The sequence below is a fragment of the Cronbergia sp. UHCC 0137 genome, from assembly GCF_034932285.1.
GTDB lineage: Bacteria > Cyanobacteriota > Cyanobacteriia > Cyanobacteriales > Nostocaceae > Cronbergia.
In genome coordinates this window covers 149,300-173,539 of the sequence record NZ_JAYGHC010000003.1, presented here as the reverse complement: position 1 = coordinate 173,539, position 24,240 = coordinate 149,300, and the positions used below count along the sequence as shown (strand labels likewise).

General features: G+C 37.2%; 16 protein-coding genes and 1 pseudogene. 9 read left to right on the top strand and 8 right to left on the bottom strand.

Annotated features, from left to right (window positions below; all coding sequences use genetic code 11):
• Positions 1-188 precede the first annotated feature (188 nt).
• The 3 genes from VB711_RS02430 to VB711_RS02420 all read right to left on the bottom strand — a co-directional run bounded on the left by VB711_RS02430 (position 189) and on the right by VB711_RS02420 (position 3,407).
• Positions 189-665, bottom strand: coding sequence for a hypothetical protein (locus tag VB711_RS02430; protein ID WP_323284082.1), 477 nt, complete (start codon positions 663-665; stop codon positions 189-191).
• A gap of 125 nt (positions 666-790) precedes the next feature.
• On the bottom strand, positions 791-2,851 hold the full coding sequence (thiO, locus tag VB711_RS02425; RefSeq protein ID WP_323284081.1) for a glycine oxidase ThiO: 2,061 nt from the start codon (positions 2,849-2,851) through the stop codon (positions 791-793).
• Between the two features lie 166 nt (positions 2,852-3,017).
• Positions 3,018-3,407 (bottom strand): hypothetical protein, encoded by a 390-nt coding sequence (locus VB711_RS02420; protein ID WP_323284080.1) that lies wholly within the window; start codon positions 3,405-3,407, stop codon positions 3,018-3,020.
• Positions 3,408-3,889: 482 nt separating this feature from the next.
• Between VB711_RS02420 and cimA the strand changes: the two genes are divergently transcribed.
• Both cimA and VB711_RS02410 read left to right on the top strand, forming a co-directional pair.
• Positions 3,890-5,533 (top strand): citramalate synthase, encoded by a 1,644-nt coding sequence (cimA, locus tag VB711_RS02415; protein WP_323284079.1) that lies wholly within the window; start codon positions 3,890-3,892, stop codon positions 5,531-5,533.
• Positions 5,534-6,113: 580 nt separating this feature from the next.
• Complete coding sequence (locus tag VB711_RS02410) at positions 6,114-6,671, top strand: Uma2 family endonuclease (protein WP_323284077.1); 558 nt, start codon at positions 6,114-6,116, stop codon at positions 6,669-6,671.
• A 34-nt stretch (positions 6,672-6,705) separates the two neighbouring features.
• On the opposite strand, the gene VB711_RS02405 is transcribed toward VB711_RS02410, so the two are convergent.
• A complete protein-coding gene (locus VB711_RS02405) occupies positions 6,706-8,490 on the bottom strand; it encodes an alpha/beta hydrolase (protein ID WP_323284075.1) in 1,785 nt (594 codons plus the stop codon).
• A 331-nt stretch (positions 8,491-8,821) separates the two neighbouring features.
• The gene (locus VB711_RS02400) at positions 8,822-9,742 is read right to left on the bottom strand and encodes a DMT family transporter (protein WP_323284074.1); all 921 of its coding nucleotides are present in this window, start codon (positions 9,740-9,742) and stop codon (positions 8,822-8,824) included.
• Between the two features lie 908 nt (positions 9,743-10,650).
• Between VB711_RS02400 and VB711_RS02395 the strand changes: the two are divergent.
• Positions 10,651-11,057, top strand: a pseudogene (locus VB711_RS02395) (transposase family protein); the annotation flags it as partial.
• A 165-nt stretch (positions 11,058-11,222) separates the two neighbouring features.
• Here the strand turns inward: VB711_RS02395 and VB711_RS02390 are convergent.
• Together VB711_RS02390 and VB711_RS02385 are read right to left on the bottom strand one after the other, a co-directional pair.
• Positions 11,223-11,483 carry a ferredoxin-thioredoxin reductase variable chain gene (locus VB711_RS02390; protein WP_323284073.1) on the bottom strand — a complete coding sequence of 87 codons (261 nt, stop codon included), beginning with the start codon at positions 11,481-11,483 and terminating at the stop codon, positions 11,223-11,225.
• Positions 11,484-11,734: 251 nt separating this feature from the next.
• Complete coding sequence (locus tag VB711_RS02385; protein ID WP_323284072.1) at positions 11,735-13,684, bottom strand: PP2C family protein-serine/threonine phosphatase; 1,950 nt, start codon at positions 13,682-13,684, stop codon at positions 11,735-11,737.
• Between the two features lie 288 nt (positions 13,685-13,972).
• Between VB711_RS02385 and VB711_RS02380 the strand changes: the two genes are divergently transcribed.
• Together VB711_RS02380 and VB711_RS02375 are read left to right on the top strand one after the other, a co-directional pair.
• Positions 13,973-14,407 (top strand): NfeD family protein, encoded by a 435-nt coding sequence (locus tag VB711_RS02380; protein ID WP_323284071.1) that lies wholly within the window; start codon positions 13,973-13,975, stop codon positions 14,405-14,407.
• A 32-nt stretch (positions 14,408-14,439) separates the two neighbouring features.
• Positions 14,440-15,417 (top strand): SPFH domain-containing protein, encoded by a 978-nt coding sequence (locus tag VB711_RS02375; RefSeq protein ID WP_323284070.1) that lies wholly within the window; start codon positions 14,440-14,442, stop codon positions 15,415-15,417.
• 132 nt (positions 15,418-15,549) lie between these two features.
• Here the strand turns inward: VB711_RS02375 and VB711_RS02370 are convergent, their stop codons facing one another.
• Positions 15,550-15,942, bottom strand: a complete 393-nt coding sequence (locus VB711_RS02370; RefSeq protein ID WP_323284069.1) for a Fur family transcriptional regulator — start codon at positions 15,940-15,942, stop codon at positions 15,550-15,552.
• A gap of 140 nt (positions 15,943-16,082) precedes the next feature.
• On the opposite strand from VB711_RS02370, the gene purS reads away from it, so the two are divergent.
• The 4 genes from purS to VB711_RS02350 all read left to right on the top strand — a co-directional run.
• Complete coding sequence (gene purS, locus VB711_RS02365) at positions 16,083-16,361, top strand: phosphoribosylformylglycinamidine synthase subunit PurS (protein WP_323284068.1); 279 nt, start codon at positions 16,083-16,085, stop codon at positions 16,359-16,361.
• 98 nt (positions 16,362-16,459) lie between these two features.
• Positions 16,460-17,134 carry a phosphoribosylformylglycinamidine synthase subunit PurQ gene (purQ, locus tag VB711_RS02360; RefSeq protein ID WP_323284067.1) on the top strand — a complete coding sequence of 225 codons (675 nt, stop codon included), beginning with the start codon at positions 16,460-16,462 and terminating at the stop codon, positions 17,132-17,134.
• 268 nt (positions 17,135-17,402) lie between these two features.
• Positions 17,403-20,486 (top strand): hypothetical protein, encoded by a 3,084-nt coding sequence (locus VB711_RS02355; RefSeq protein ID WP_323284066.1) that lies wholly within the window; start codon positions 17,403-17,405, stop codon positions 20,484-20,486.
• 83 nt (positions 20,487-20,569) lie between these two features.
• A partial coding sequence (locus VB711_RS02350; RefSeq protein ID WP_323284065.1) for a helicase-related protein occupies positions 20,570-24,240 on the top strand: 3,671 nt, incomplete at its 3' end.

The following is a 24,240-nucleotide window of genomic DNA, read 5'->3' as shown; positions in this document are numbered from 1 at the left end:
TAAATATTTTGAGTTTTGAGCCAAACTGGAGAGTTCTAATGTATACTAAAAACGGTTGGGACATGGACTTTTCCAAAATTACGAAAAACCCAGATTTGTAAGGATTTAGCAATGCTAAATCCTTACCCACAGAATCAAATGATTAAGCCGTGTTTAGTATAGATCGCATTGTAATTAATAGATAGCTATTATTTGCAAAGTAAATCTTTCGGTAAACTTTCTGGATGTAACCAAATAGCTTTCAATGAATCTCCTTCAACTACCGCAAGAATACTAGAGACAAATTCAACTGCGATCGCAGCGGGAGAATAATTTGTTTCTCCTACACATACCCAACCAGTAGTTGAATTAAATGAAACTCTCCACTCTCCGTATTCTGCTAACCTTTCTGAAACACCTGGAATGATATTATCTAATTCAACAAATAAACAGCCTTGTAAATAGTTCGGAGGGGCAATATCATCACACTTCCAATCAAAATATGGGCAATAACCAAACACCTCTACAACACGGCCATATTCATCAATTACTATTTGTAATGTGTCAATCACTACAGATGTAATGCCTGATTTTGATGGAGGCAAAAAATTGAATGCATAATCTTCTAGAACGTAAAGAAGTTCTCCATAAATTATGTTTTCTAATATGGATGTTCGGAATTTCATGATTTTTTAGTATTTTTATCAACAACAAACTCCTAAGTTCCTTCTGAACCTCGAAAACTTCCAGAAACATCTGCTGCATTTACTTTCTCCAAACCAAAAAACAAGATACCTTTCTGAATATAAAACTACCCAGTAATTGTTCCTGTCAAAGGTGAACTAGCACTCGCGTAATCTTTCATTGGCATTCTTCCTGCTAAATAAGCCATGCGACCGGCTACGGTGGCTAAATTCATCGCATACGCCATTCCTGGGGCATTCTGGGCTAGAGCGATCGCACTATTAATTAACAACGCATCTGCCCCCAATTCCATCGCCTGGGCAGCCTCAGAAGGCGCACCAATACCAGCATCTACTACCACTGGAACTTTCGCATTTTCAATAATAATTTGAATATTGGCGGTAGTTTTTAACCCCTGTCCAGAACCGATGGGTGCGGCTAAAGGCATCACTGTAGCACAACCCACTTCTTCTAAACGCTTGGCTAACATCGGATCAGCATTAATATAAGGCAAAACCGCAAAACCTTCTTTTACTAACTGTTCTGCTGCTTGCAAAGTACCAATAGGATCTGGTAATAAATATTTTGTGTCAGGTATGACTTCTAATTTGACAAAATTATTATCTTCCTGTCCCAAAAGTTTCGCCATTTCTCTACCCAACCGTGCCACCCGAATCGCTTCTTCTCCGGTTTGACAACCGGCTGTATTCGGTAACATCCAAATTTTATTCCAATCTAAAGCTTCTGCCAAACCTTCATGTCCTGCGGCTTTAGTTTGGACTCGTCGCACTGCTACAGTCACAATTTGACAACCACTAGCAGCGATACTTTGCTGCATTTCTTCAATGCTGCGATATTTACCTGTTCCCGTCATCAACCGAGATTGAAAGGCTTTCCCCGCAATAATTAATTCAGAATCTTTAATTGTGAGTTTTGGGTTGCTGTATCCGTTAGTGAAATTCGCCGAATGAGTGAACATGAGTGTTGTGGTAGAAGACTTGGCTTGAAAGCGTAAATAATTAAAATCAGCGAGGAGAGGATCTGGCTTTTGTTCGCAAATTAAATCAGCGATTAAGGCTGCTGTGACTGGTGCAAGTAAAATGCCATTACGATAATGACCAGTAGCCAAAGTTAAATTATGACAGTGGCTATGTCCCAAAATTGGTAATTCGTCGGGGGTAGCAGGGCGAAATCCCCACCATAACTCTTGAATGGGATAATTTTGTAATGTGGGATAGAGACGAATAGCTGCTTGGAGGAGGTTTTGAATCCCGCTTGGGGTATTTTGGGGAGTGAAACCTACATCTTCACTGGTTGCACCAATAATAATAGAATGTTCGCTGCCGTTTCGCCGGGGGACGATGTAAATATCTTGTCCGAACAAAACCCTTGTTAAAGGCAGTTCTGGGGGAAATTCTGGTACTCTCACCTTCAGCATTTGTCCTTTGCGGGGACGCACTGGTAAGGGTAATAATTCATTTGCCCAAGCGCCAGTGGTTAAAATATAGTGATCAGCCCTAAGTAAGCCAATATTGGTTTGTAGTCCGATCGCTTGCCCTTGTTGTTGAGCGATCGCTTCTACAGTCACCCCATCCTTAAATTCTACACCTAAACACTCAGCCGCACTCAGCAAAACTTTGGCTAAAGCCCGATTATCAACTTGCCCATCTTCAGGATACCACCAACCCCCAACTACATCTGTTCCCAGTCCTGGTTGATATTCTCTAATTGCTGATTTGTCAAGCCAGTAAGCAGGGGATGGGTAATTGGTGATTGGTGATTGGTAATGGGTGATTGGTGATTGGTGATTGGTGATAAAAAATTTATTCTTCTCTCCCCCTGCTTCCCCTGCTTCCCCTGCTTCCCTGCCCCCTGCCCCCTGCCCCCTGCCCCCTGCCTCTAAAACAGGTGCTAAAATCCCACAAGGCCAATAACCTGTATTTAAACCTGTTAATGCTTCTAATTTGCCTATCCACTCTGGATATAAGGCACGCGATCGCCTACATAAAGATAGCATAGACTGATTAGAAATATTTTCTGCATCAGGGGCTAACATACCCGCCGCCGCATGGGTAGCAGCAGCACCAAAGTCACGACAAAGCACGGTGACATTTGCCCCGCGCCCTTTGAGTTCGATCGCGATCGCTAAACCAATAATGCCGCCACCAATAATTAAAACATCATTCATTACTTAGCAAACAATATAGCCGTTTTTAGTTAGACGAAATACATTATAGCCCCCTCCTCGCTTGCCCCTAACCGTAAACCAAGGAAAGATGAAACACATTATAGCCCCCTCCTCGCTTGCGGGGAGGGGGTTGGGGGTGGGGTTCTTCAATCCTTAATGGTAAAAGCTACCACAAAGCGCGAATAGGCTGTTTATTCTGACTACTACTGGAACTGCTTTCTACTCCTGAATTATCTGTATTGCTTATATCTTCTGTATTTTGAGCAGTAGAGGTTGACCCAGTAGAAGCATTATTTTGAGCGACACTCCTGCGGTTTTCATCTGTTAGATCATCATTTCCAGAAACATCTAGATCATTTTGAGTATTTGTTTGTGGATCATTTCCGGTGGCAGAGCTATTAACATTAATATTAGCTGGCAAAACTTCAGACGCTCTGCGGCCAGACGGAACGTTGGCTGTTTGTTGTCTTGGCATCGGGAAATTAATGCCAATCAACGTACCCAACAAAATCGCCACGCCTCCAGCCATCAGAATTAAGGGTGTCCATCTACCCATCTTGATTTATCTCCTTTTTAACCTTCTGGTGTCCACACTAATTAAAAACCTTCGCCCCAAAATCCATCTTTATCCCACTTTTACACCCCTTCAAATCTCCATCTGACAAGCTAAAAGCAAGTCTGATGTAGGACAATGAAGAGGAAGCGATCGCCCCGTTTTGTCAAACCAATTCCAACTTTTTTGGGGCTGCTGACATTTCGCCTTCTACCTTAACCGCACAAGTACCGCAACTGCCAAGATTGCTGTTAAGGAGGTAAATACTATTTTTTTAGTAACTCCCTCAGTAGATTTACTTTGTTGAGAGAGGGAACAGGGATCAGGGAACAGAAAAACCAGTTGTGTAATTAATTCTGTCTCATGACTTATCTCCTGCCTCCTGCCTCTGATCTAGCACCTTGGGCATATTTTAAATTACCAAACTAGCTTTTGGTTGTATATTGGCACATCACCTCGAAAATTGTCTTTTAAGTCTTACTCCTATGACCATAAATTCCTCAAATTCCTCCCCCCAACTTTGGCTTTATGACACCACTTTACGAGATGGTACTCAAAGGGAAGGGCTTTCACTATCCATTGAAGATAAGTTACGCATTGCTCATAGACTCGATCAATTAGGGATTCCCTTTATTGAAGGAGGCTGGCCTGGTGCTAATCCTAAAGATGTACAATTCTTCTGGCAACTTCAAGAAAATCCGCTCAAACAAGCAGAAGTGGTGGCTTTTTGTTCAACCCGTCGTCCTCAAACTAAAGCGGCTGATGAAGCCATGCTGCAAGCGATTTTGGCGGCTGGTACTCGCTGGGTAACAATTTTTGGCAAATCTTGGGATTTACACGTTACAGCCGGTCTCAAGACCACTCTAGAAGAAAACTTAGCGATGATTGGCGAGACGATTGAGTATCTCCGTTCTCAAGGACGGCGAATCATCTACGATGCTGAACATTGGTTTGATGGTTATAAGCAAAATCCTAATTATGCTTTACAAACGTTAAAGGTTGCAGTATCAGCAGGGGCTGAATGGTTAGTTTTATGTGATACCAATGGCGGCACTTTACCCCAGGAAATTACTAAAATTGTCCAGGATGTAGTTGCAGAAAACCAAGGAACATCACCAATTCCCCAAATCGGCATCCACACTCACAATGATTCAGATTTGGCGGTAGCTAATGCTTTGGCGGCTGTCATGGCAGGGGCAAACATGGTACAAGGTACAATTAACGGCTATGGTGAACGTTGTGGCAATGCTAACCTCTGTTCTCTAATTCCCAATTTACAATTAAAGTTGGGTTATAGTTGTATTGCTGAACACCAGCTAAATCAACTTACAGAAGCTAGTCGTTTTGTCAGTGAGGTGGTAAATCTTGCCCCAGATGAACACGCGGCTTTTGTCGGACGTTCTGCTTTTGCCCATAAGGGTGGTATTCATGTTTCAGCCGTGGAACGTAATCCTTTGACTTATGAACACATTCAGCCGGAACAGGTGGGGAATAGTCGGCGAATTGTGATTTCTGAACAGTCTGGATTGAGTAATGTGTTAGCAAAAGCTCGGTCTTTTGGGATTGAATTAGATAAGGATCAACCCCAAGCTAGACTAATTCTCCAACGGATGAAGGAATTGGAAAATGCTGGATATCAATTTGAAGCAGCAGAGGCCAGTTTTGTGCTTTTGATATATGAGGCGTTGGGCGATCGCCGTGTGTTTTTTGAGGTGAAGGGTTTTCAAGTACACTGTGACCTGATTGAAGGTAAGGAAACTACTAATTCTTTGGCGACGATTAAAGTAGCTGTTAATGGTAAAAATATTCTCGAAGCAGCAGAAGGTAATGGACCCGTAGCAGCTTTGGATGCCGCTTTGCGTAAGGCTTTGGTCAATTTTTACCCCCAAATCGCTACCTTTGAGTTAACCGATTACAAAGTTCGGATTCTTAATGGTAATACGGGTACGGCAGCTAATACCCGCGTCTTGGTAGAGTCACGCAATGCCCAAGAACGCTGGACGACTATTGCAGTTTCTCCCAATATTTTAGAGGCTTCTTATCAAGCGGTGGTTGAGGGGTTGGAATATGGTTTATTGTTGCACTCTCAAACAGAGAGTCAGAAGCTAGGGAATAAATTCCCTGTATGATAGCTAAAGTCGGTTTTAACCGACTATTATAGGAGTTATGTATTGACAAAACCTATTAAATAAGGCAATACCTTGTCCAAATCGAAAATCAAAAAAAGTGTTGATTTGTAGGTTGGGTTGACGTAAGGAAACCCAACAAATGCGTCGGGTTGCGCTGTCGCTTAACTCAACCTACAAAAAATGGACAAGGTATTGATAAGGATGATAGATTTCATCTCTTGTAGGGTGCGTCAGACCCGATAATTTAGCAAACAACAGATTTTTTGTATCTGACGCACCGCACTGATTTAAGGATCTTGGTTCTCGGTTATTGTTTTGGTGTATGACAAGAAACCTCAAACAAAGTTTGACACCTTATTAAATCCAGGATTATAAGTGAAGTCAGGTGCGTCAGAATCTGAAAGTTAGTGATTTTAGTCTAAATTATTCTGTCTGACGCACCCTACAGACTACAAAATAAAGCCTGAAACTAGGCAATTTCGTTTATATATATCATCTGCATTTTGTACAGTGTGTAAGTCCTATATTATCAAATTCCAGTTAAAATAAAAACCATACCCTAGTTTTAGGAAAACTCACGATGACAGTTACTATTGCTAAATGGAGTTTAGACGACTATCATCAGATGATTGAAATTGGCCTTTTAGCTGGTCGTCAAGTTGAACTACTAAATGGAGAAATTATCAACATGGCACCGGAGGGACCAGAACACGCGCAAATTAATACTGATTCTGCTGAATATTTGCGGGAGTTACTCGGTTCAAAAGCACTGGTAAGAGACGCAAAACCTATTACAATAACTAACAGTAATTCAGAACCGGAACCAGATTTAGCAATAGTTGAACCACAGCGTACTATTTATCGCAGTCACCATCCTTATCCTGAAAATATATTTTGGTTAATCGAATATTCTAAAACTACTCTAACTAAAGATTTAGAGATAAAACGTAAAACATACTCTGCTGCATTAATTAATGAGTATTGGGTCGTAGACTTAAAAAATCAACAATTAAAAGTGTTTCGAGAACCAATAAATGGTAATTATTCTAGAGAATTAACCTATACTTTCGGTGAAATATCTCCCTTAGCATTTCCAGAAGTTAAAATTTCTATTCAACGTTTATTACAAGGATTTTAACAATACAGCACTTCGTATTTATCAAAAATATTGCTTAAAAAAATCTCATCAGATCAAGTAAAGATCCGGTAAAATATAAAATTAAACATCCTAATCTAACTATCAGGAAAGGGATTTTTTTAGTGATAAAGTTAGATTGTTTGAGTCCATTACCAATGATAGGCGTTAATTCTTGACGAGTGAGAGATTGAACAATACTTAAACCCAATGACTGACAGGAAATGATTTTAGCATATCCAGCGTTTAAGTAGGAAATATATTTTGATCTTCCCACAACATAAGCTTGGAAAAAAGGTAAACTTAAAGTGTTAATATAGCGACGTGCTTGGTCAGCATCACCAACCATTTGGGTCGGTAGGGGTACTTGTTGAGTGCGAGAACTACTATTGCCAATAGTCGAAAAGTGAGTACCACCAATCATCATCACCAGATATTTTTGCGGGTGAGTAACCCAAGAAAAAGGTAAAATTTGTTCAGACAATGCTGGTGCAACTGTATCTTCGCTACTACCAACTATCATCACGGGAATTTTAACTTGACTTATACCAGTTTTGCCAAAAATAGAACTGGTAATAGGATTAACAGCGATCGCTGCCTTGACTCGCTTATCTCCTAGTTTATCATATTTTCTAGATTTATTTTTCAATTCCAACGCCTGACATTGCAGCAATAAAGACATATTCCAGGTATTTTGTAGTGCTGTTGGTTGACAATCTTGCTCTAATTGCTGAAAATTAATTTTTGCCCCAGCTAAAGCTAAAGCTGTATAACCCCCCAGGGATTGACCAAATACCCCCACCTGTTGTAAATTTAGTCTTCCTCGAAACCGCACATCAGACTGTTGTTTTTTCTCTAATTGATTCAAAATAAACTTGATATCCAACGGTCGGTCTATAAATTCATTTGGTGCAGATACTTGGATCATGCTACCGTGAGATACTGGTGTATTCGCCAAACTATTCTTAGGGGGATGATTGGGAACAATTACCCCAAACCCGTGACCAACTAAATGATTGGCTAAATAACGAAAATTACTGCTATCTAAACCCAAACCGTGAGAAATGACAATTACAGGCGCAGGAGTTTGGACATCAGGAACATAAACATCTGTCAATAATAACCGATTGCGTGTCCAGTCAGATAACTTAATTGTGTACTTTTGTGATCTAAACTTGCCACCAGCGTCTAAATCTGGTAAGCGAGATAAATTTTCCAGAGAAATAGTAGTAGCTTCTATATTTGATTTTTGCATAACCAGAGCGATCGCTTGATTAGTCTCCCTGATCAATTTTTCTACTTCCCCAATTATTTCTAGACTATGCGCTAAATCAATACGAATAATACTTCCAGGATACTTGCGTAGCAAACTTAATAATGTTAAACCCTCCGGTTCACCAGCAGCCGAAATCATTGCTGTTCGTAAAACACGAAACTCTGATTCTAGTTGACTAGATTTAGTTTTAATTAATTCTGCTAACCGACGTAACAGAAATTCTCCTTGCTGTGTATAGAGAAACTGTGCAGCGACTTTTGGACTAACTTTTACAGGTTCAAGTAAAATCTGCCGTAATTCTTGGAGTTTTTGTTGTGGAAAATATGGCTCATAAATTGCCAAATCACCATCCATGACACCCGTTTTTACATACTTTTCTAAAGTAGTAACTGGAATAGAAAAACCTAAAGCAGAATAAGAAGCATAAATTCCTTCTGCGGCCATTACAGGATTACTAATTCCCATTATAGGCAGCAGTATTATCAGAACCAGTAGTAGAGAATTTCTTCTGAAGCTTCTGCACCAATTACCAAACAAACTATTCATCGCTCAACTTTTTCAATGATATTGTTTTGCGAGGCGTTGATTTTGGTAGTTATTGCCACACCTGATTAATTTAATTATTGCGAGCAGCCTCGATTTTATTGATTTTTTGAATTGATTTTCTCTTGAACACAAAATCAAAACTTCAATGCCACAAAGCCAAACGAATTATTATTAACTCATAATTCGCAATCATACGAATTATTAATTTGCTTGACTTGAATAACCTGCATTTCCTTCAAAATCATAACAAATCGAGAATAAAAAAACCTCAGTATTGATGATGTTAAATTAGATTTTAAATCAACCAGTTACAGGTAAATAAAAATGCCCATTAATTAGATCGTTTTAAGGCGATCGCTACTGAACCTCCGACAACTAGAAATGCACCAAAAATTCCTGTTAATGTTAAATGTTCCTTGGGTATGAGAGTGGTATAAAACTCCGAAAATAACCAACCTGATATCAAAGTAATAATCGGGGCTAAAGCTAATACCGCGCCTACCCTTGAAGCTTCCCAGTGTTCTAAAGATTCTGCAAAAGCACCATAGGCGATTAAAGTATTTAAAGCGCAAAATATCAAAATACCTAAATAGAAATGATCAAGAGCAAAAATTGTATTTATCTTGGCAAAAGGTGTGAATAATAAAGCACATCCACCATAAATTACCAGCATAATACTCGTAGAAGATAAAGATTGTAATAACTGCTTTTGTGCCAAAGCATAAATAGCCCATGCTACTGCTCCTAATACAATCAATCCACTGCCAAATAAATATTGCCCTTCTGCTGTAGTTAAATTGTATAACTGGCTATGAAAAAACAAAGCAAATCCTAGAGTTAATACACTTACACCGAGCCATTGATGCCAAGTATAACGTTCTTTAAAAATTACTAAACCCCCAAAACCCAATAAAACAGGAGATAGTTGAATTATCACCTCAGCAGTTGTTGGTGCTGTCAAGGCTAGACCTTGCATAAAAAAGAAGTAATTGCTCGCCAAAAATAGAGTAGCGATCGCTAACAATTTCCAAGAACTAGAACATAATTGTTCTATAGTAGGTAATTTTTTCACTCCAACTAAATAAATTACCAGTAATACAAACGACATAAAAAAGCGAAACCAAATTACCGTGTAAACGTCTAGCACTTGCAGTACCAACGTCAAACCAATAGGTAGAACACCCCAAAGAAGAAGTGTCACCAACGATAAACCGAATCCTAACCGCCAGCGACCTGAAGTTTGATGTATCATTAATCTAAAATTAAATGGAATAAATCACAATACAATAGACATCTCCAGAAAGGAATGTAGAGCCAAGAATCCTTGTATCAAGAATGTCTCTACAAGAGTTTTAGGAAGCACAAATTTAATTTTCACCAGATATCTAATACAATATTCTAATTTTTTCACATAAATATGTTTGCATACCTACTTATCTGTACCAAAGTCAAAAATTGATTACTTTAACTACTTCAAGCTCTTTATTACTGAGTCCGGGTAAGTTTCAAAAGAAATCAAATCAGTCTTCCAAAGAGACATCGTTAATACTCATCCTTCCTTCTCCTCCAATCTTTTGGTCGGGCATCTTAACAATTATACGACGGGTGCGAACTGACAAAAGCCCTCCGAGTATCCAAGAAACAGGATCGCTAGTCACAAAGCAAAGCGTAAAACATTGGACATTTAAAAACAAAAAACCCCGACTCCTTTAAGGAATCTGGGTTCTAAAAAATATTTAATTAGTCTAAATAATCCCCTGTTGCAAAACCCGAACTTGCTCAATAGATAATTCAGTAACCTGAGCAACTTGTTCTAAACTCATACCAATTCTCAACAAATTTAAAGCTACCTTTCTTGCTGTTTCAGCCTTCCTTCAGCCTTACCTTTAGCTTCACCTTCCTCAAGAATTTCTTGATAAATGACTGATTCGCGCATCATCTCACTCCTAAATATCTTGTTAATTAGACCTCTTGCAGAATTGATTTTGTGTTATAATATTTGATTTTTTTAATTTTAATTGGGTGAGATAACTAAAAAGATTGATACCTGGGGTATTTGTAGCGATAGTTGTAATCGCGGAACGTCTGACAGAAAAAACATCACCAAAAAAAAGATAAAATCAAATTATGTGCATTATCAAAATCTGAGGTGATGAAAAAATGAACTATAAATCCATCCAAAAACTAAAACCAAGAGCATTTAAGTGCCGCTTTGGAGTGAGAAGAAAGACTTTTAAGAAAATGTTTAAAACTCTAAAAGAATTTCAAACGATTAACAAAAAGAACCAACGTGGAGCGAAACCTGTACTTATGATTGAGGAACAAGTTTTAGTTACGTTAGAATATTGGCGAGAGTACCGAACTTATTTTCATATTGCAACAAGTTGGGGAGTATCAGAATCAACACTTCGACAAGCTCAGTGACCGCTGTTTGTCGCATTGTTCATCGCATAGAATCAGAACTAATGCAGTCAAGAGTGTTTAGGTTACCTGGTAAAAAAGCCTTGCTCAAAGGTGGTTTGAGCCAACCTGAAGTGGTGGTAATGGATGTAACTAACGCTTCAATATAGCATAAAAGTAATTTTGCAAGAGGTCTATTGTAAAAAACCTACACTTGTTAGTCCTGCCTCCTGACTGTGGTATCATTAAACAGCAGCAGAGAATCGACGAGAACTGGAAAAAATGCGCGGCGAATTGAATATATGGCAGTGGTTTCGCCGGCAATAAATGATTTAGACGATTTCTAATTCATTTTCGCGTAAATGAGCCTTAAATTTTTTAGTAAACTGGACTACCAGAGGAAAATTAGCACTAACAGGTCTGCCGTGCCATTCGGTAGCAATAGCTGCAATTTCTCCTTCTGTACCTTTGATATCAAAAGCCTGTCCACGATGCTCAGGATGATGATATACTACCACCGACTCTTTAACACGTACCCGAACTCCAACTTTCATCGGATCATTGGCATTTAATTTTTGATCTTCCACAACCATCTCCACAGCTACTCTTCACCGAAATTTACTTTTTTACAAAAATCAAGCCAGATTATTGGGAAAAATATTGTTTTTCCTATTTATTGACAGCAATCAATCAAAAAAAACTGAATAGGGGACTTAATCTCAAGAAAAGCCCACTTATTCTGTCTGTATGCTTGAAAGCCAAACAATATTCTACAATAAGATAGACTTCCTATTCTTCCGTAAAATTGATTGCTGAGTAACTAAACTTGCTTCACAGCGAATTTTTAATTGCGTGGTGAACATACTCCCGGAAATTGGCGACACATCTGATTGAAAGATTGGGGGTTTAGTTGTCTCCAAGCCAATACACCCAGACTTGTACCCCCCAGCAGCAGCACTAATAATCCTGCAACCATCACCAACATTTTAGCTGGACTTGCTTTTGGTAGTGGAACTGGTTCTAGTTCTGTTGACAAATCTAAATTTAGTAATGCTTGAGAACTTGCGGCTAAAGATAAAACTGGGGTAGCTTCTATGGCTGATGTTGTTAATTCTGGGATTGTTGTGGCTAACTCCTCAGAGGTGCTAACTGCTAAAGCCAATGGGGTTGGAGTTATGGGTACTAAAGAGGCTTTTGAAGTTCGGTACAAAGTCAGAACAACTGATATGTTATCTGTACCATTTTTTTCTTTGACTAACTCAATCCAGTTATAAACAGCATCCTCTAGTGATAACTGACCTATTAATACTGGTATTATGTATTCCTGCCAAGATTTTTCTACCCAGTTAGAATCGCTTAAACCATCAGAACATAATAATAAAATTCCATCTTCTTCTAAAATAAAACGCTTCACCGCAAAACGTAGGGATTCAGCCTCTTTTGTCCCCAAAGCTTGGGTTAGGGCATTGGCATCAGGTCTTTGACTAGCTTGACGATATAAACTTCTTCCTAACCGTACTTCCCGCATGGCCAAATCATCATCTATGGTCAGTAGTTGACAATAGTTAGCTGTAATCCAATAGGCACGACTATCACCCACACTAGCCAAGTAAAGTTCATGGGCATTATCTGACTCCGAACCCGAAACTGTTTCCACCCTTTGAGGTACTTGTAATGCCATGACTAAAGTTGTTGCCATGCGTTCCCTGCCTTGGCGATTTTGCTCGTCATTGCGGGACCAAATCACGTTATTTACAACTCGCAAACTGGCTTCTAGCTGTTGTTGTAATAATTCTGGGGGGACAATTTTGGGCTGTTCTGCGACATCTTTTAACAAAGCCCGGATTTGTAATTTGAGAGACTGCACTGCCAATTGACTAGCGACTTCTCCCCCTTCATGGCCATCAATACCATCACAAATAATGGATAGGTATGGCTGTAAATCGTCTTCTAAATCTCCAGGGGTACAGGGGTAACAAGCATCTTCATTATGCTTCATGACTGTACCTGGGTCAGTTGCCCCGGCAACTTGGAGAATTAAGGGTAATTCTGCGGCTGAGGAAAGTAATAATTGATTGAGTTGAGTGGTAATTGCTTTCAACTCTATTTCCCCTTGGCACATTTGTTGAACTATATTAGTTAGGCTTTCGAGAATTGGGGTTTGTGCTGTTGCTACCCAAGGCTGCCAAAACTGACCCAAATCTTGTAAACTTAGTTTTTCCTCTGTTTGGTGAAGTTCCAACAGCCTGACACACCAGCCTTGAACATATAAATTATCTGGTAGTAGCAAACTTTGGGCTAGTCCTAATTCTGATAGAGGTGTCCAAAGTTGGAGAATTTGCCATAACCAATAAACTTGCCTGACTGGGGTTGCTTGTTTCCAAGCGTTGATCATATTTGGGTAGAGTTTTCCGGTGTCATCTATTGGTACATTTTCTAGTAAAAGAATATCATCCCCGTTTTCTGGCAGAGTAGTAGTAAAACCGTAGACTTGGGGGAAGTGCAGTTGCTCTTGATATAACTTTAGGTAAGGAAAAACTTTTTTTGGCAACTCTGCTGGTGCGTTTGAGGGATGTCCGGGTTCAGTATCTAGCCAAATCTGTTGTTTAATTACTTCGTATCTATCTGCAATTTTTGTGCCTGATGGTATTTTTTCTGCTATTGTCCCAGTAGCCCAAAGGTAACGATAGACGAGGGGAGTTTGGCAACCAGTACATAATTTATCTCCCACAAGATTAATCGGGTAATTGCACTTGGGGTTGGGGCAATAAATTATCCGTCGAGTAGAAGTCATAGAGGTTAGGGGGGATTGGTAGAAGGGCAGGGGGCAGGGGGCAGGGGGCAGAAGGGAAATTTTTTAATTAAGAATAAAGCCTTTTTGCCACGACCATTTGGGTTTAAGTCAAGAGCCACAATTTGGTGATTTGGCGGTCTTCAATTAGAGGTGGGTTTGAATCCCACTGTAAGAAAGCCTCCTGCCTCCTTTAAGTTTTAAGTTTATTTTCCGTAAAGTGCCAGGGTGCAGATGTATCTAATCGTGAAATTTATTTATGATCATCAATGTAATGTTTAGGATATCCTTATGCCAAGTTTTACGGTAGTTTGGCTTTTGGCAGGTTCGGTTCTATGCTTAATGGAACTTTTTTTACCATCGGCTTTTGTGGCTTTCATGATGGGCATTGGTGCGTTATTGGTGGCATTACTGTCGCTAGTGGGTTTGGGGAATGTGTGGTTACAAGTTACGGCTTGGCTGTTACTCTCCACAATGCTGATTGTACTTTCTCGTCGGTTTTTACAACCTAGAAGGCGTAAGCCCTCTCTTGAAGATTCAATCATGGCGGAAACTTTAACAGAGATTTCTAGTGGGAAAACTGGACGGGTGATATACGAGGGTAATTCTTGGCGGGCAAGATGTGATGATGACAAACTCAGCGTACCACCCTATCAAAAAGTTTATGTGGTGAGAAGGGAAGGGACGACTTTAATTGTGATGCCGGAAAATTTGTTGCATTCTTAGTGATTTTTTATTCAAAAATTAGGAGGTTTATTATGGAACAGTTTTTATTGCTGGTTTTTTTGGCCTTTGGTGGTTCGGCTGTAGCTGGTTCTGTGCGGGTGATCAATCAGGGAAATGAAGCTTTGGTGGAAAGAGTTGGTAAGTATAACAAGAAAATGCAGCCAGGACTAAATTTTGTGATCCCTTTTATGGATAAAGTTGTTTACCGTGAAACGATCCGGGAAAAGGTGATAGATATTCCTCCGCAAAAGTGTATTACCCGTGACAATGTGGGGATTGAGGTTGATGCGGTGGTGTATTGGCGGATTGTAGATATGGAAAAGGCTTGGTATAAGGTAGAAAATCTCCAGTCGGCGATGGTGAACTTGGTTTTAACCCAAATTCGCTCGGAAATGGGACAGTTGGAGTTAGATCAAACTTTTACTGCCCGTTCTCAAATTAATGAACTTTTGTTACAAGATTTGGATATTGCGACTGATCCTTGGGGTGTAAAGGTGACACGGGTGGAGTTGCGAGATATTATTCCTTCTCAGGCGGTGCGGGAGTCGATGGAGTTGCAAATGTCGGCAGAACGACGGAAACGGGCATTAATTTTAACTTCTGAGGGCGATCGCGAATCGGCTGTTAATAGTGCTAGAGGTAAGGCGGATGCCCAACTTCTCGATGCGGAAGCTCGTCAAAAGTCTACAATTTTACAGGCAGAAGCGGAACAAAAGGCGTTGATTTTGAAAGCCCAAGCTGAACGTCAGCAACAAGTTCTCAAAGCCCAAGCGATCGCTGAATCAACAGAAATTATCGCCCAAAAAATTAAATCTAATCCTAACGCTTACAAGGCGCTGGAAATTATGTTTGCTTTGGGTTATCTGGATATGGGGACAACTATTGGTAAAAGTGATAGTAGCAAGGTGATGTTTATTGATCCACATACCATTCAAGCCGCCTTTGAAGGTATCCGTTCGGTGGTTTCTGAGTCTAAACCTGATTCTAATCCTTTGTTCCCTGTTGATTAGGAGGCAGGGGGCAGGGGGCAGGGGGCAGGGGGCAGGGGAGGCAGGGGAGGCAGGGGAGGAATATATCTTTCTTTTATCACCCATTACCCATTACCCATTACCCATTACCCATTACCCATTACCCATTACCCATTACCCATTACCCATAACTTGACATTGGTTACATAAGCCAAAAAATTCTAGGGTATGGTAAAAAAGTTTAAATTTATGGGTGGATTCCAATTGGTGTTCTAATTCATGGACGGGACATTGGTTAATGGGGATGGATGTACCACATTGTAAACAGGTTAAATGGTGTTTATCTTGCTGTGCAGGGCTGTATAAAGCTTCACCGTTAGCTAAAGTCCTTACCTGCACCATTCCTTCTAGTTTAAGGGCTTCTAATGAACGGTAAACTGTTGCTAAACCCATGGTTTGATTACGGTGACGTAATTCAATGTAAATATCCTGGGCGGAAATGCTTTGTTTGAGGTTTTTTAACAGGTCTAAAATCCGTTCTTGACTGCGGGTGCGTATAGCTTTCATAGATATTTGTTTTAATTAGCCTCTGTGATGCCAGATGTTTGATTTAATTAAATGATAGATTAACTGTTTGTTGATCTTATTTTCACCCGATTGGAACAGAAAGTTATAGTATAGCGATCGCAGCATTCAGCAAAAAGCCTGTGCAAAGGAAATATCTAGCTAAAATTTTCGTGACACTTCGTCCTTCAGTCTTAGATCCTGCTGGTGTGGCTGTACAATCTAGCCTCAAGCAGATGGGATATGACAACGTGGATCAAGTGAGGATTGGTAAGTACATTGAAGTGACCATTATTTCGCCTGAAGAAACTAAGGCGCGTAAAGACATGAATCAAATCTGTGAACAAGTGTTAGCAAATCCGGTGATAGAAAACTATCGCTTTGAGTTGATTGAGGTGGAATCACAAACGGGAGTCTTCTGAATCTAGGAAGTAGGGAACACAGGGGCTGAGGAGAAATTACTCTTCTTTTCGCTTCTTGTTCCCTTTCCTGACTTTTAATGCTTTTACTAATAAATAATATGAAATTTGGGATTTTAGTCTTTCCGGGTTCTAATTGCGATCGCGATGTTGCTTATGTAACCAGAGATTTGCTTTCACAACCAACACGTATGGTTTGGCATCAAGAAACGGATCTGAGTGATTTGGATGTTGTGGTGATCCCTGGTGGCTTTAGCTACGGTGATTACTTACGTTGTGGGGCGATCGCTCGTTTTTCTCCGGTGATGAATGAAGTGGTTAATCATGCAAAAAAAGGTAAGTTTGTCATCGGTATTTGTAACGGTTTTCAGGTATTAACTGAGTCTAAATTATTGCCTGGAGTATTGACGAGAAATCGGGATTTGCATTTTATTTGCGATCGCGTTCCTTTAAAAATCGAGCGTAATAATTTACCTTGGACAACAGCATATACTGAGGGTGAAATTATCACCTTACCTATTGCTCACGGGGAAGGAAGATTTCACGCTGACTACTCTACTTTGTCAGCAATTGAAGATCACGGGCAAGTTTTATTTCGCTACCAAGGAGAAAATCCCAATGGTTCACTCAACAACATTGCTGGAATTTGCAATCGTCAAGGCAATGTTTTAGGTATGATGCCACACCCAGAAAGAGCAGCAGACAGTGCATTAGGTAATAGCGACGGTTTAAGGTTATTTCAAGGTTTGTTAGAAAAAGTAACAGCTTTAGCATAATTTTATCAATCATTGGGTGGGCATTGTCCACCCTAATTTTTTACAAATATAGGACTTATGCAATCGGCATATTAGTAGGGTGCGTCAGATATTGAACATCTATTAATGATCATGGAATTATCCAGTCTGACGCACCTTAACCTTACAAGAAATACTTTGTGTGACACTTGCGTAAGTCCTGAACTATTTTATATTGACTTATGATTATCTAAAAGTTATACTAAGTGATTAATTAAGGTTATTTGAATCACAATAAGGATTGCTCAGGGTGAATAAGATTACAACCAATCCAGACTTAGCCAATGTAGATTATACTGATTTATTAACTAAAATATTAGAAAGTTTAAAGAAAGACCAAATATTTAACATTTGTAACGAGAATAAACACTTAGTAATTGATATTAATAAAATAGCTAATCAAATTGCTACTTCACAAGTAGATAATCCTTTAGGAAATGCTAAAGCAGTGCGTACAGCTACGCTTAATTTTAGTTCTGGTTCTCAAGAGAGATTTCGTGAACAGATTGCAGAAATTAGAGCTTGTATTCAGAAATCGTTAACAGCAGCTATCAAAAATCAAGCAATAGATGGATTTACTAAACAATTAATTACAGATTTGCATAATTTCCAAGGTACATCATCTAAATTTGACTTAACATATAACTTTCCCAAAGCTAAAAACTTACAAAAACAGCGATTAACAATTAAAAGTGGTGACACCAAACAAAAACAATTACTAAAAACGCATAAAATTAAAATTTCAGTCGATAAAAGTCGTGATTTTTATTCAGCATTATTACAAGGAATAAATAATTTTATTGATCTTAAATTTGCTGATGCGAGTTCCACAGAAAAAGAGGATTTAGCATATATTCTAGAGGATTTAGTAGAAAATAAAAACTCTGATCTTTATAAATTCCAGAAACTTGTAAACCAAGAAACATTAGGGAAACTCAAAAGATTAGCAAAGATCAAATATTTAGAATTTCTCATAGAAAATATTGATGAAAAGGTTAGTGATGATAACTTCAGAGGGAAAATATATTTAGCGGATTTAATTAGAAGATTAAATTTATTAGATAATTACATCAACGACACTAATAAAGCAGACGGTGAATATATAGTTAGCTATGAAGGTATACAAGTTAATTACCAAGATATGTTTTCCCGGAGTGAAGCATTTGATATGCTTCCTATTATTTCTATCGTTGAAGGTTATTTAGGAGAAACAGAAGATCAAAAGCGAGAAAAAATAGAATTTGTTTTTGGATTAAAGTTAAAATTTGATGGAAAAGTACAAACTGATGGTGGTAAAAACGTTTTTGAACGTAATCTCAATCTTCTAAACCCCGATAGTGAGGAACATAAACAAGAAATAGCAGATGAATCTAGAAAATCAACATTTGTAAAAAAAGTTTTAAAAATAGCATTTTTGTATTATTTTATATTTGCATCCCGTCAAAAACCTGATGATTATAATTCTGAAAATGAGTTAGAATATAATCCAATTGATAAATTTGAAGAAAAAGTATTACCAATTTTGCAGGATGGTAATGACGCAGCTAAGAAAGAATTACTTAGAAAATTATTGAAAGGTTTTACTGAATTTAAGGTTCAAGAAAAAATTGACACCCTAAAAAAAGTCTTAAAAAGTCTTATTAAGCATAAAACCCCATTTCCCAGCAGAGAATATCCTCTACATATTTCTGTTAAGAATAGTATTTTAGAAGACGATATCAACACTATTAATGATAGAGGCACATTTTTTAAATCTGGGTTACGACAAAATTATAAAGAATGTCTCAAATATATCAATTTGGGAGACGCAACCACACAGACAAACTCCCTTGTTAGTCTCCAAGCAAAAATGATTATCAGCGAAACTCATTTTTTAGGGACTGATGATATAGAAACATTTAATATGGAATATGATATTCAGCAGAATATTGGGGTTTTACCCGTGTTGTTTTTACCATTGGAAGATGACAAATGTAATAACTTTTATCAAAAAAACTTAAAAGAACGCAATTTATTAATCTTTCCCTATCGACTAGAAAGCCAAAAATTAAACTCTCATCAAGAATTTATTTACAAAATAACTTATACCCTACTAGCGTATATTTGTTTGCACGTCATACTAGAAAAACAGGCTAAATTATTTATTCCTATTTTGAGAATACACTTAAAAAAAGAAACTGATAACGCACCAATAGAAAAATTCATAGCTTCTTTATCGGATGTATTATCTCATTTATTTAACGAAAAATCTCGTAGTAATTCCCAGGGAATAAACATTAGTGATTTTGGGAGTAAGGGGAAATTTAAAACTCCTAATATTTTGAGTTCTTTATATTCCGTTTTACCTAAAAAGTTCCATTTACTAAATCCCGATAAATTTAAGTTCCAAGAACTGGACAAAATAGCAATTATCGTAGTTTCCAGTCGAGTCAGTGATAATAAAGGGGGAAGTGAAGCAAAAAAATCTAACCTAATGGGAGAAATTATTGATTTCCAGATTGAACAGCAAACAGTAAAAATTAGGTTATTAAAAACATTTTCAGAAAACTACGATGATCATCAAGATATGTTTGAATATCCTAGTGTAGTAGTTGAAAACGTAGATAAACTTTATAAAAAAGGATACAAACACTTTATTTATATTGCAAAAGTTCCCTACAGCAGCACCTTACATATTACTCAAACTGAAGATGATGGACTATTTTTTATGTCCAAAAATGTGATTAGAGCTTTGAAAACCGAACGGAATGATATCAAAATTTATCCGATATTTTTTAATAAATACTACGCTGTTAAATTAGATTCCAATAAATCAACATCATTATATATTCAAGATACTATTGAACTAACAGAATTAGTAGAAGATAGTAATAAACAATCTATCATCTTTTTCAACTTGTTTAATGGAATAGCAGTTTCTAATGAAAGCAACTATAACGGTGTAATGTCTTACGCAACATTACTAAATATTTACCAAGGTATTCTTGATGATGACGATATTAGAAGAGGATTAATTTCTAACCAAAGTTCTTTAAAATCTGAGATACTTCAATGTTTAACCTTATTTCACTTTTTTCGCTATGAAAAATCGAAAGACATTCAACTAAAACTAGATCCTTACCAAAACCTGATTGGAGATAAATCTGTTGGAGAACTTGCTGTATTCAAATATAGTTCAGGAAAAGAAGAATTTAACTCTTTAGCATTTTTGACTTATGTGAGAGAGATTCTTGATAAACCAAAAGCATATAGCAATTCCCAAGCTCATGAAATACACCCCACCCGCGCTGTCGCGCACCCTCCCCTTGGTAAGGAGAGGGTTGGGGAGGGGTAATTTTCTATCTAACTAGAGTGGGAAAGTCTATAATAACTAAATTTACCACTACTCTATCTGGTACTTACTCCCAACAAACTAACATGACAGCACAAATAGCTGATGACTTAGGAAGATTATTTGAAGTAGGATTTAATATTGGAATCTTATCTTATATTCACCAAAACCAAATCAAGAATAAATTTAGAAACTTATATCGTCAGGAACTTGAAAATCTCAAGTTTTCCAAAATTCGACAAAGAATAGTTGAAAAAGTCGTCAGCAAATTAGAAAGAGAGATAGCTGATACTTGGTGTCAATTTTTTGTTCAGAAGGGATTTTTATCTGGGTTAAATTTTTTCCGAGAATATCTCCAATCTATTGGTTGTGATGAAAAAGATAAGTTCAGACATCTGGAAATATTATATTATCAATGTTGCTTTAATGGTGATAATAGTATTGGTACTCTTTCAACCAACGAAACGCAATGGTTTAAAGATGTTCTTTCTCAGTTTGGAGAACTAGGGAATACTGCTGAATGTATTAGAAGATTTAAGGAAAGAGGTGATTTTCTCAACGCAGATTGTTTGATTTTACTAAAATATAGACGCAACTATCGGATTTTGTGTCTTGATTTATCAGTGTTTTCTATTCACACCAACGAAGATATACAAAATATTAATTATGTAGAAATTATTCGACGGTTATTAATGCGGGATATTAACTATATACGTTCTAAAAGTGTATTTTCTGGGTTGTGTATTGATACCGACTCTTTAGGTTTAGATTTTTCAGTGGGTTTAAAGGACTATTTTACAGCTTTCAAATCTAAAGATAAGGAAAGCGCGAAATTAATTCAAGCTGCTGGTTATATTTATAGTTTCTATCAATTTCTCCAAGAACAGACAATTATCCCAGATATATCACAACTTATATTGAATGCGATTGGATATAGCGATCGCTCTTTCAATACTATATCTATTCAACCAGAAAATCTCGACATTTTCCAAACTTGTTATCAAATTTATAAACACCATGATAAAACCGAAGAAATTACCGACGCACGTTATCGAGTTTTAGATCAAATTAAACGTAATGCTTCCAGCAGTTTTGATAGAGGAAGAGAATTTGTCAACTCACTGTTAAATATTACCCCAAATAAGATCAACATCATACCACGTCACACCGAACAAATCAGCAATTTTTCTAACTCTGTGGGAACAGTTCCCTCTGAGTTAATTTCTGATTTAGAGTTAACCGGAAATTTGAACTTTCGACAAGCACACAATCAACTGATTCAAAAATCTCTGCTTTCCGAAAAAACCTACATCTTCCTTACCGGAAACCCTGGTATTGGTAAAACAACTGCGATAGTTAATTTTCTCAAAGATCATTTAGATGAAGGTTTTCTATTTTTTTATGTCAGTCCCCGCAAACAAGTAAATCTTGATATTATCGAAAAGTTTAAAAATCAAGATCAAGTAAAATTAGTTGATGACAGGATTTTTGCTATCAATACCCACAGTAATCTAATTCAAGATAACTTTGGTAAATATTCCGTTGAGTATACTTCCAATCAATATCAAGATGATTTTGTCAAAGCAGGAGTTCACTTTCTTAACAGTCAAACTGTCGAGAGAAAAAGTAGACGCAATAACCGACTCAACCATATTACAAATGATACTATTCAAGACTCAGGACAAAGAACAAAAGGAGTTTTAAATAGCATTTGTGAAGGATTATATACCATCATCAATCAGAAATTATCAAACAATATTATTGCTACTGCTTCAACTCAGTCATTGAAAAAAACTGATACTGGAGATACATTAAAACATTTAGAAAAAATCTTTCGTGACGCATACCATACAGGAGAGAATAAAGTCTTCCCGGAAAAAATGCAAAATATATCTCGTCGGATAAAACATCTATTTATCATGATAGATGAAATAACTGGAGATGAAGGAGGAGTAGAATTTCTAGATGGTATTCATAAAATTGTCAAGCGATATGAACTAACCAAACCCGAAAACGGTTTTAATACAAAAGTCATTATCGCAGATGCTTCTATAGTTGATCAAAATGTTATCCGTCAACACTTAGAAAATATTACTCCAGAACCTAATAAAATCTACTTCCGTCATGCTGGAAATAATATTCAACCTCTCTCAGTTGAAGATATAACGTTTAAAAATTTTCCTGCTACTATTATTAATGCTAACTCCTACCCAGCGCAAAGTTTAACTATCAGCTATCAAATTTTAATTGAATCTTGTAAATTTACCGATAAAGCACAATTAAAAGATAAATCCCATTTAGACAAAAATCTTCAAGCAGAAATTTTAAAAGATATTCAAAATCTATTACAAAAATCAGAGGTTGAACAATTTATAGTATATATTCAAAATAAACCCAAATTATCCCAACTGATTGATCAAATTCAGCAAAAATCAGGAAAGGATAACTTTCAAAAATTTACCCATTACCTAGAAATACACGCAAATATTTCTGAAATTGAAAAACAACAAATTCAAAAATATCAAGGAAACGTCAAAGTAGTTTTCATGACTGCTTCAGGAAGTCGTGGTTTATCCTTCCCGAAAGCAAAACACATCTTGGTAGAAATACCAAAATTTGAAATTGAGAAAAATTTGATGGAAATTATCCAAGTAATTTACCGTGGTAGAGGAAATGATGATATAGATAAGCAAGATAAATACCTAACTTTCTATTTAGCAGAACGTTCTATTTATTATCAAGATGATCCCAAGCTATCTGTACAAGAAAGTGTTCTAAGTTTATTAAATCTCCTGTTAATTCTCAAAGCATCTATTATGACGAGAATTTCTGGATATGGTAATATAGGTAGAAAAAAATATATTCTGATCCCTATAGGGGGAAAATCAGTTTTAGCTGCTGGAGAAACTTTTTCTGCTCAAATACTAAATCTCATCAACCAATTAAAAAAAGAATATCAACTTCATAGAAGTCATGAGGTATTAAAAAAAGTCTACACCAATTTAGAAAAACTCATGGGAGATGCAGATTTTGTTGTCAGAAAAAATGCAGAACAAAGTTATTTAAACTTCCAAAAAGATTTTAGCAGTAAATTTTTACAAATCGCTGATACCTTTGATAAATTACTGGACTTTGATACACTAGAATTAGGTTATATTAACGGTGGTTTGCTGATAGTACCGACTACAAATATAGAAGAATCTTATCAAATGCGATTATTAGATATTGAAAAATATGCAAATTCAGAATTATGGAAAGATTTGCAAAATATTAAATATAATTTATCATACCCCGAAAATTTAAGATTTGCAATTAAGGATGCAATAGAATTAGTTGATAAATTAAAAAACTCTTCACCCAAATCACAAAAATTAACACAAAAAAGTACGCATTCTGATCAATACTATGCTTTACCATTACTTGCATTTATTAGCAGTGAAGTAATGAGTGAATATTTCACTAATGAACCAGAAGAACCAGAAGACCAACGTTTCCGAGATATTCTCGCTACCTATATTCGTTCATTATACCCTGTAGGTAACATTTTACCAATAGGTCATAGTTATCAAGAATTTCCTTTTGTAGTGTTTAGAAGTTATAGCTTAGAAGAAATTAGACAAAAAATGTTTACAGACAAGTATCTTTTAAATTCTCATGAATTGAATGTAATGAATTTAATCCTTTCTCAATCAATATATAGCAATTCCCAAGCTCATGAAATACACCCCACCCGCGCTGTCGCGCACCCTCCCCTTGG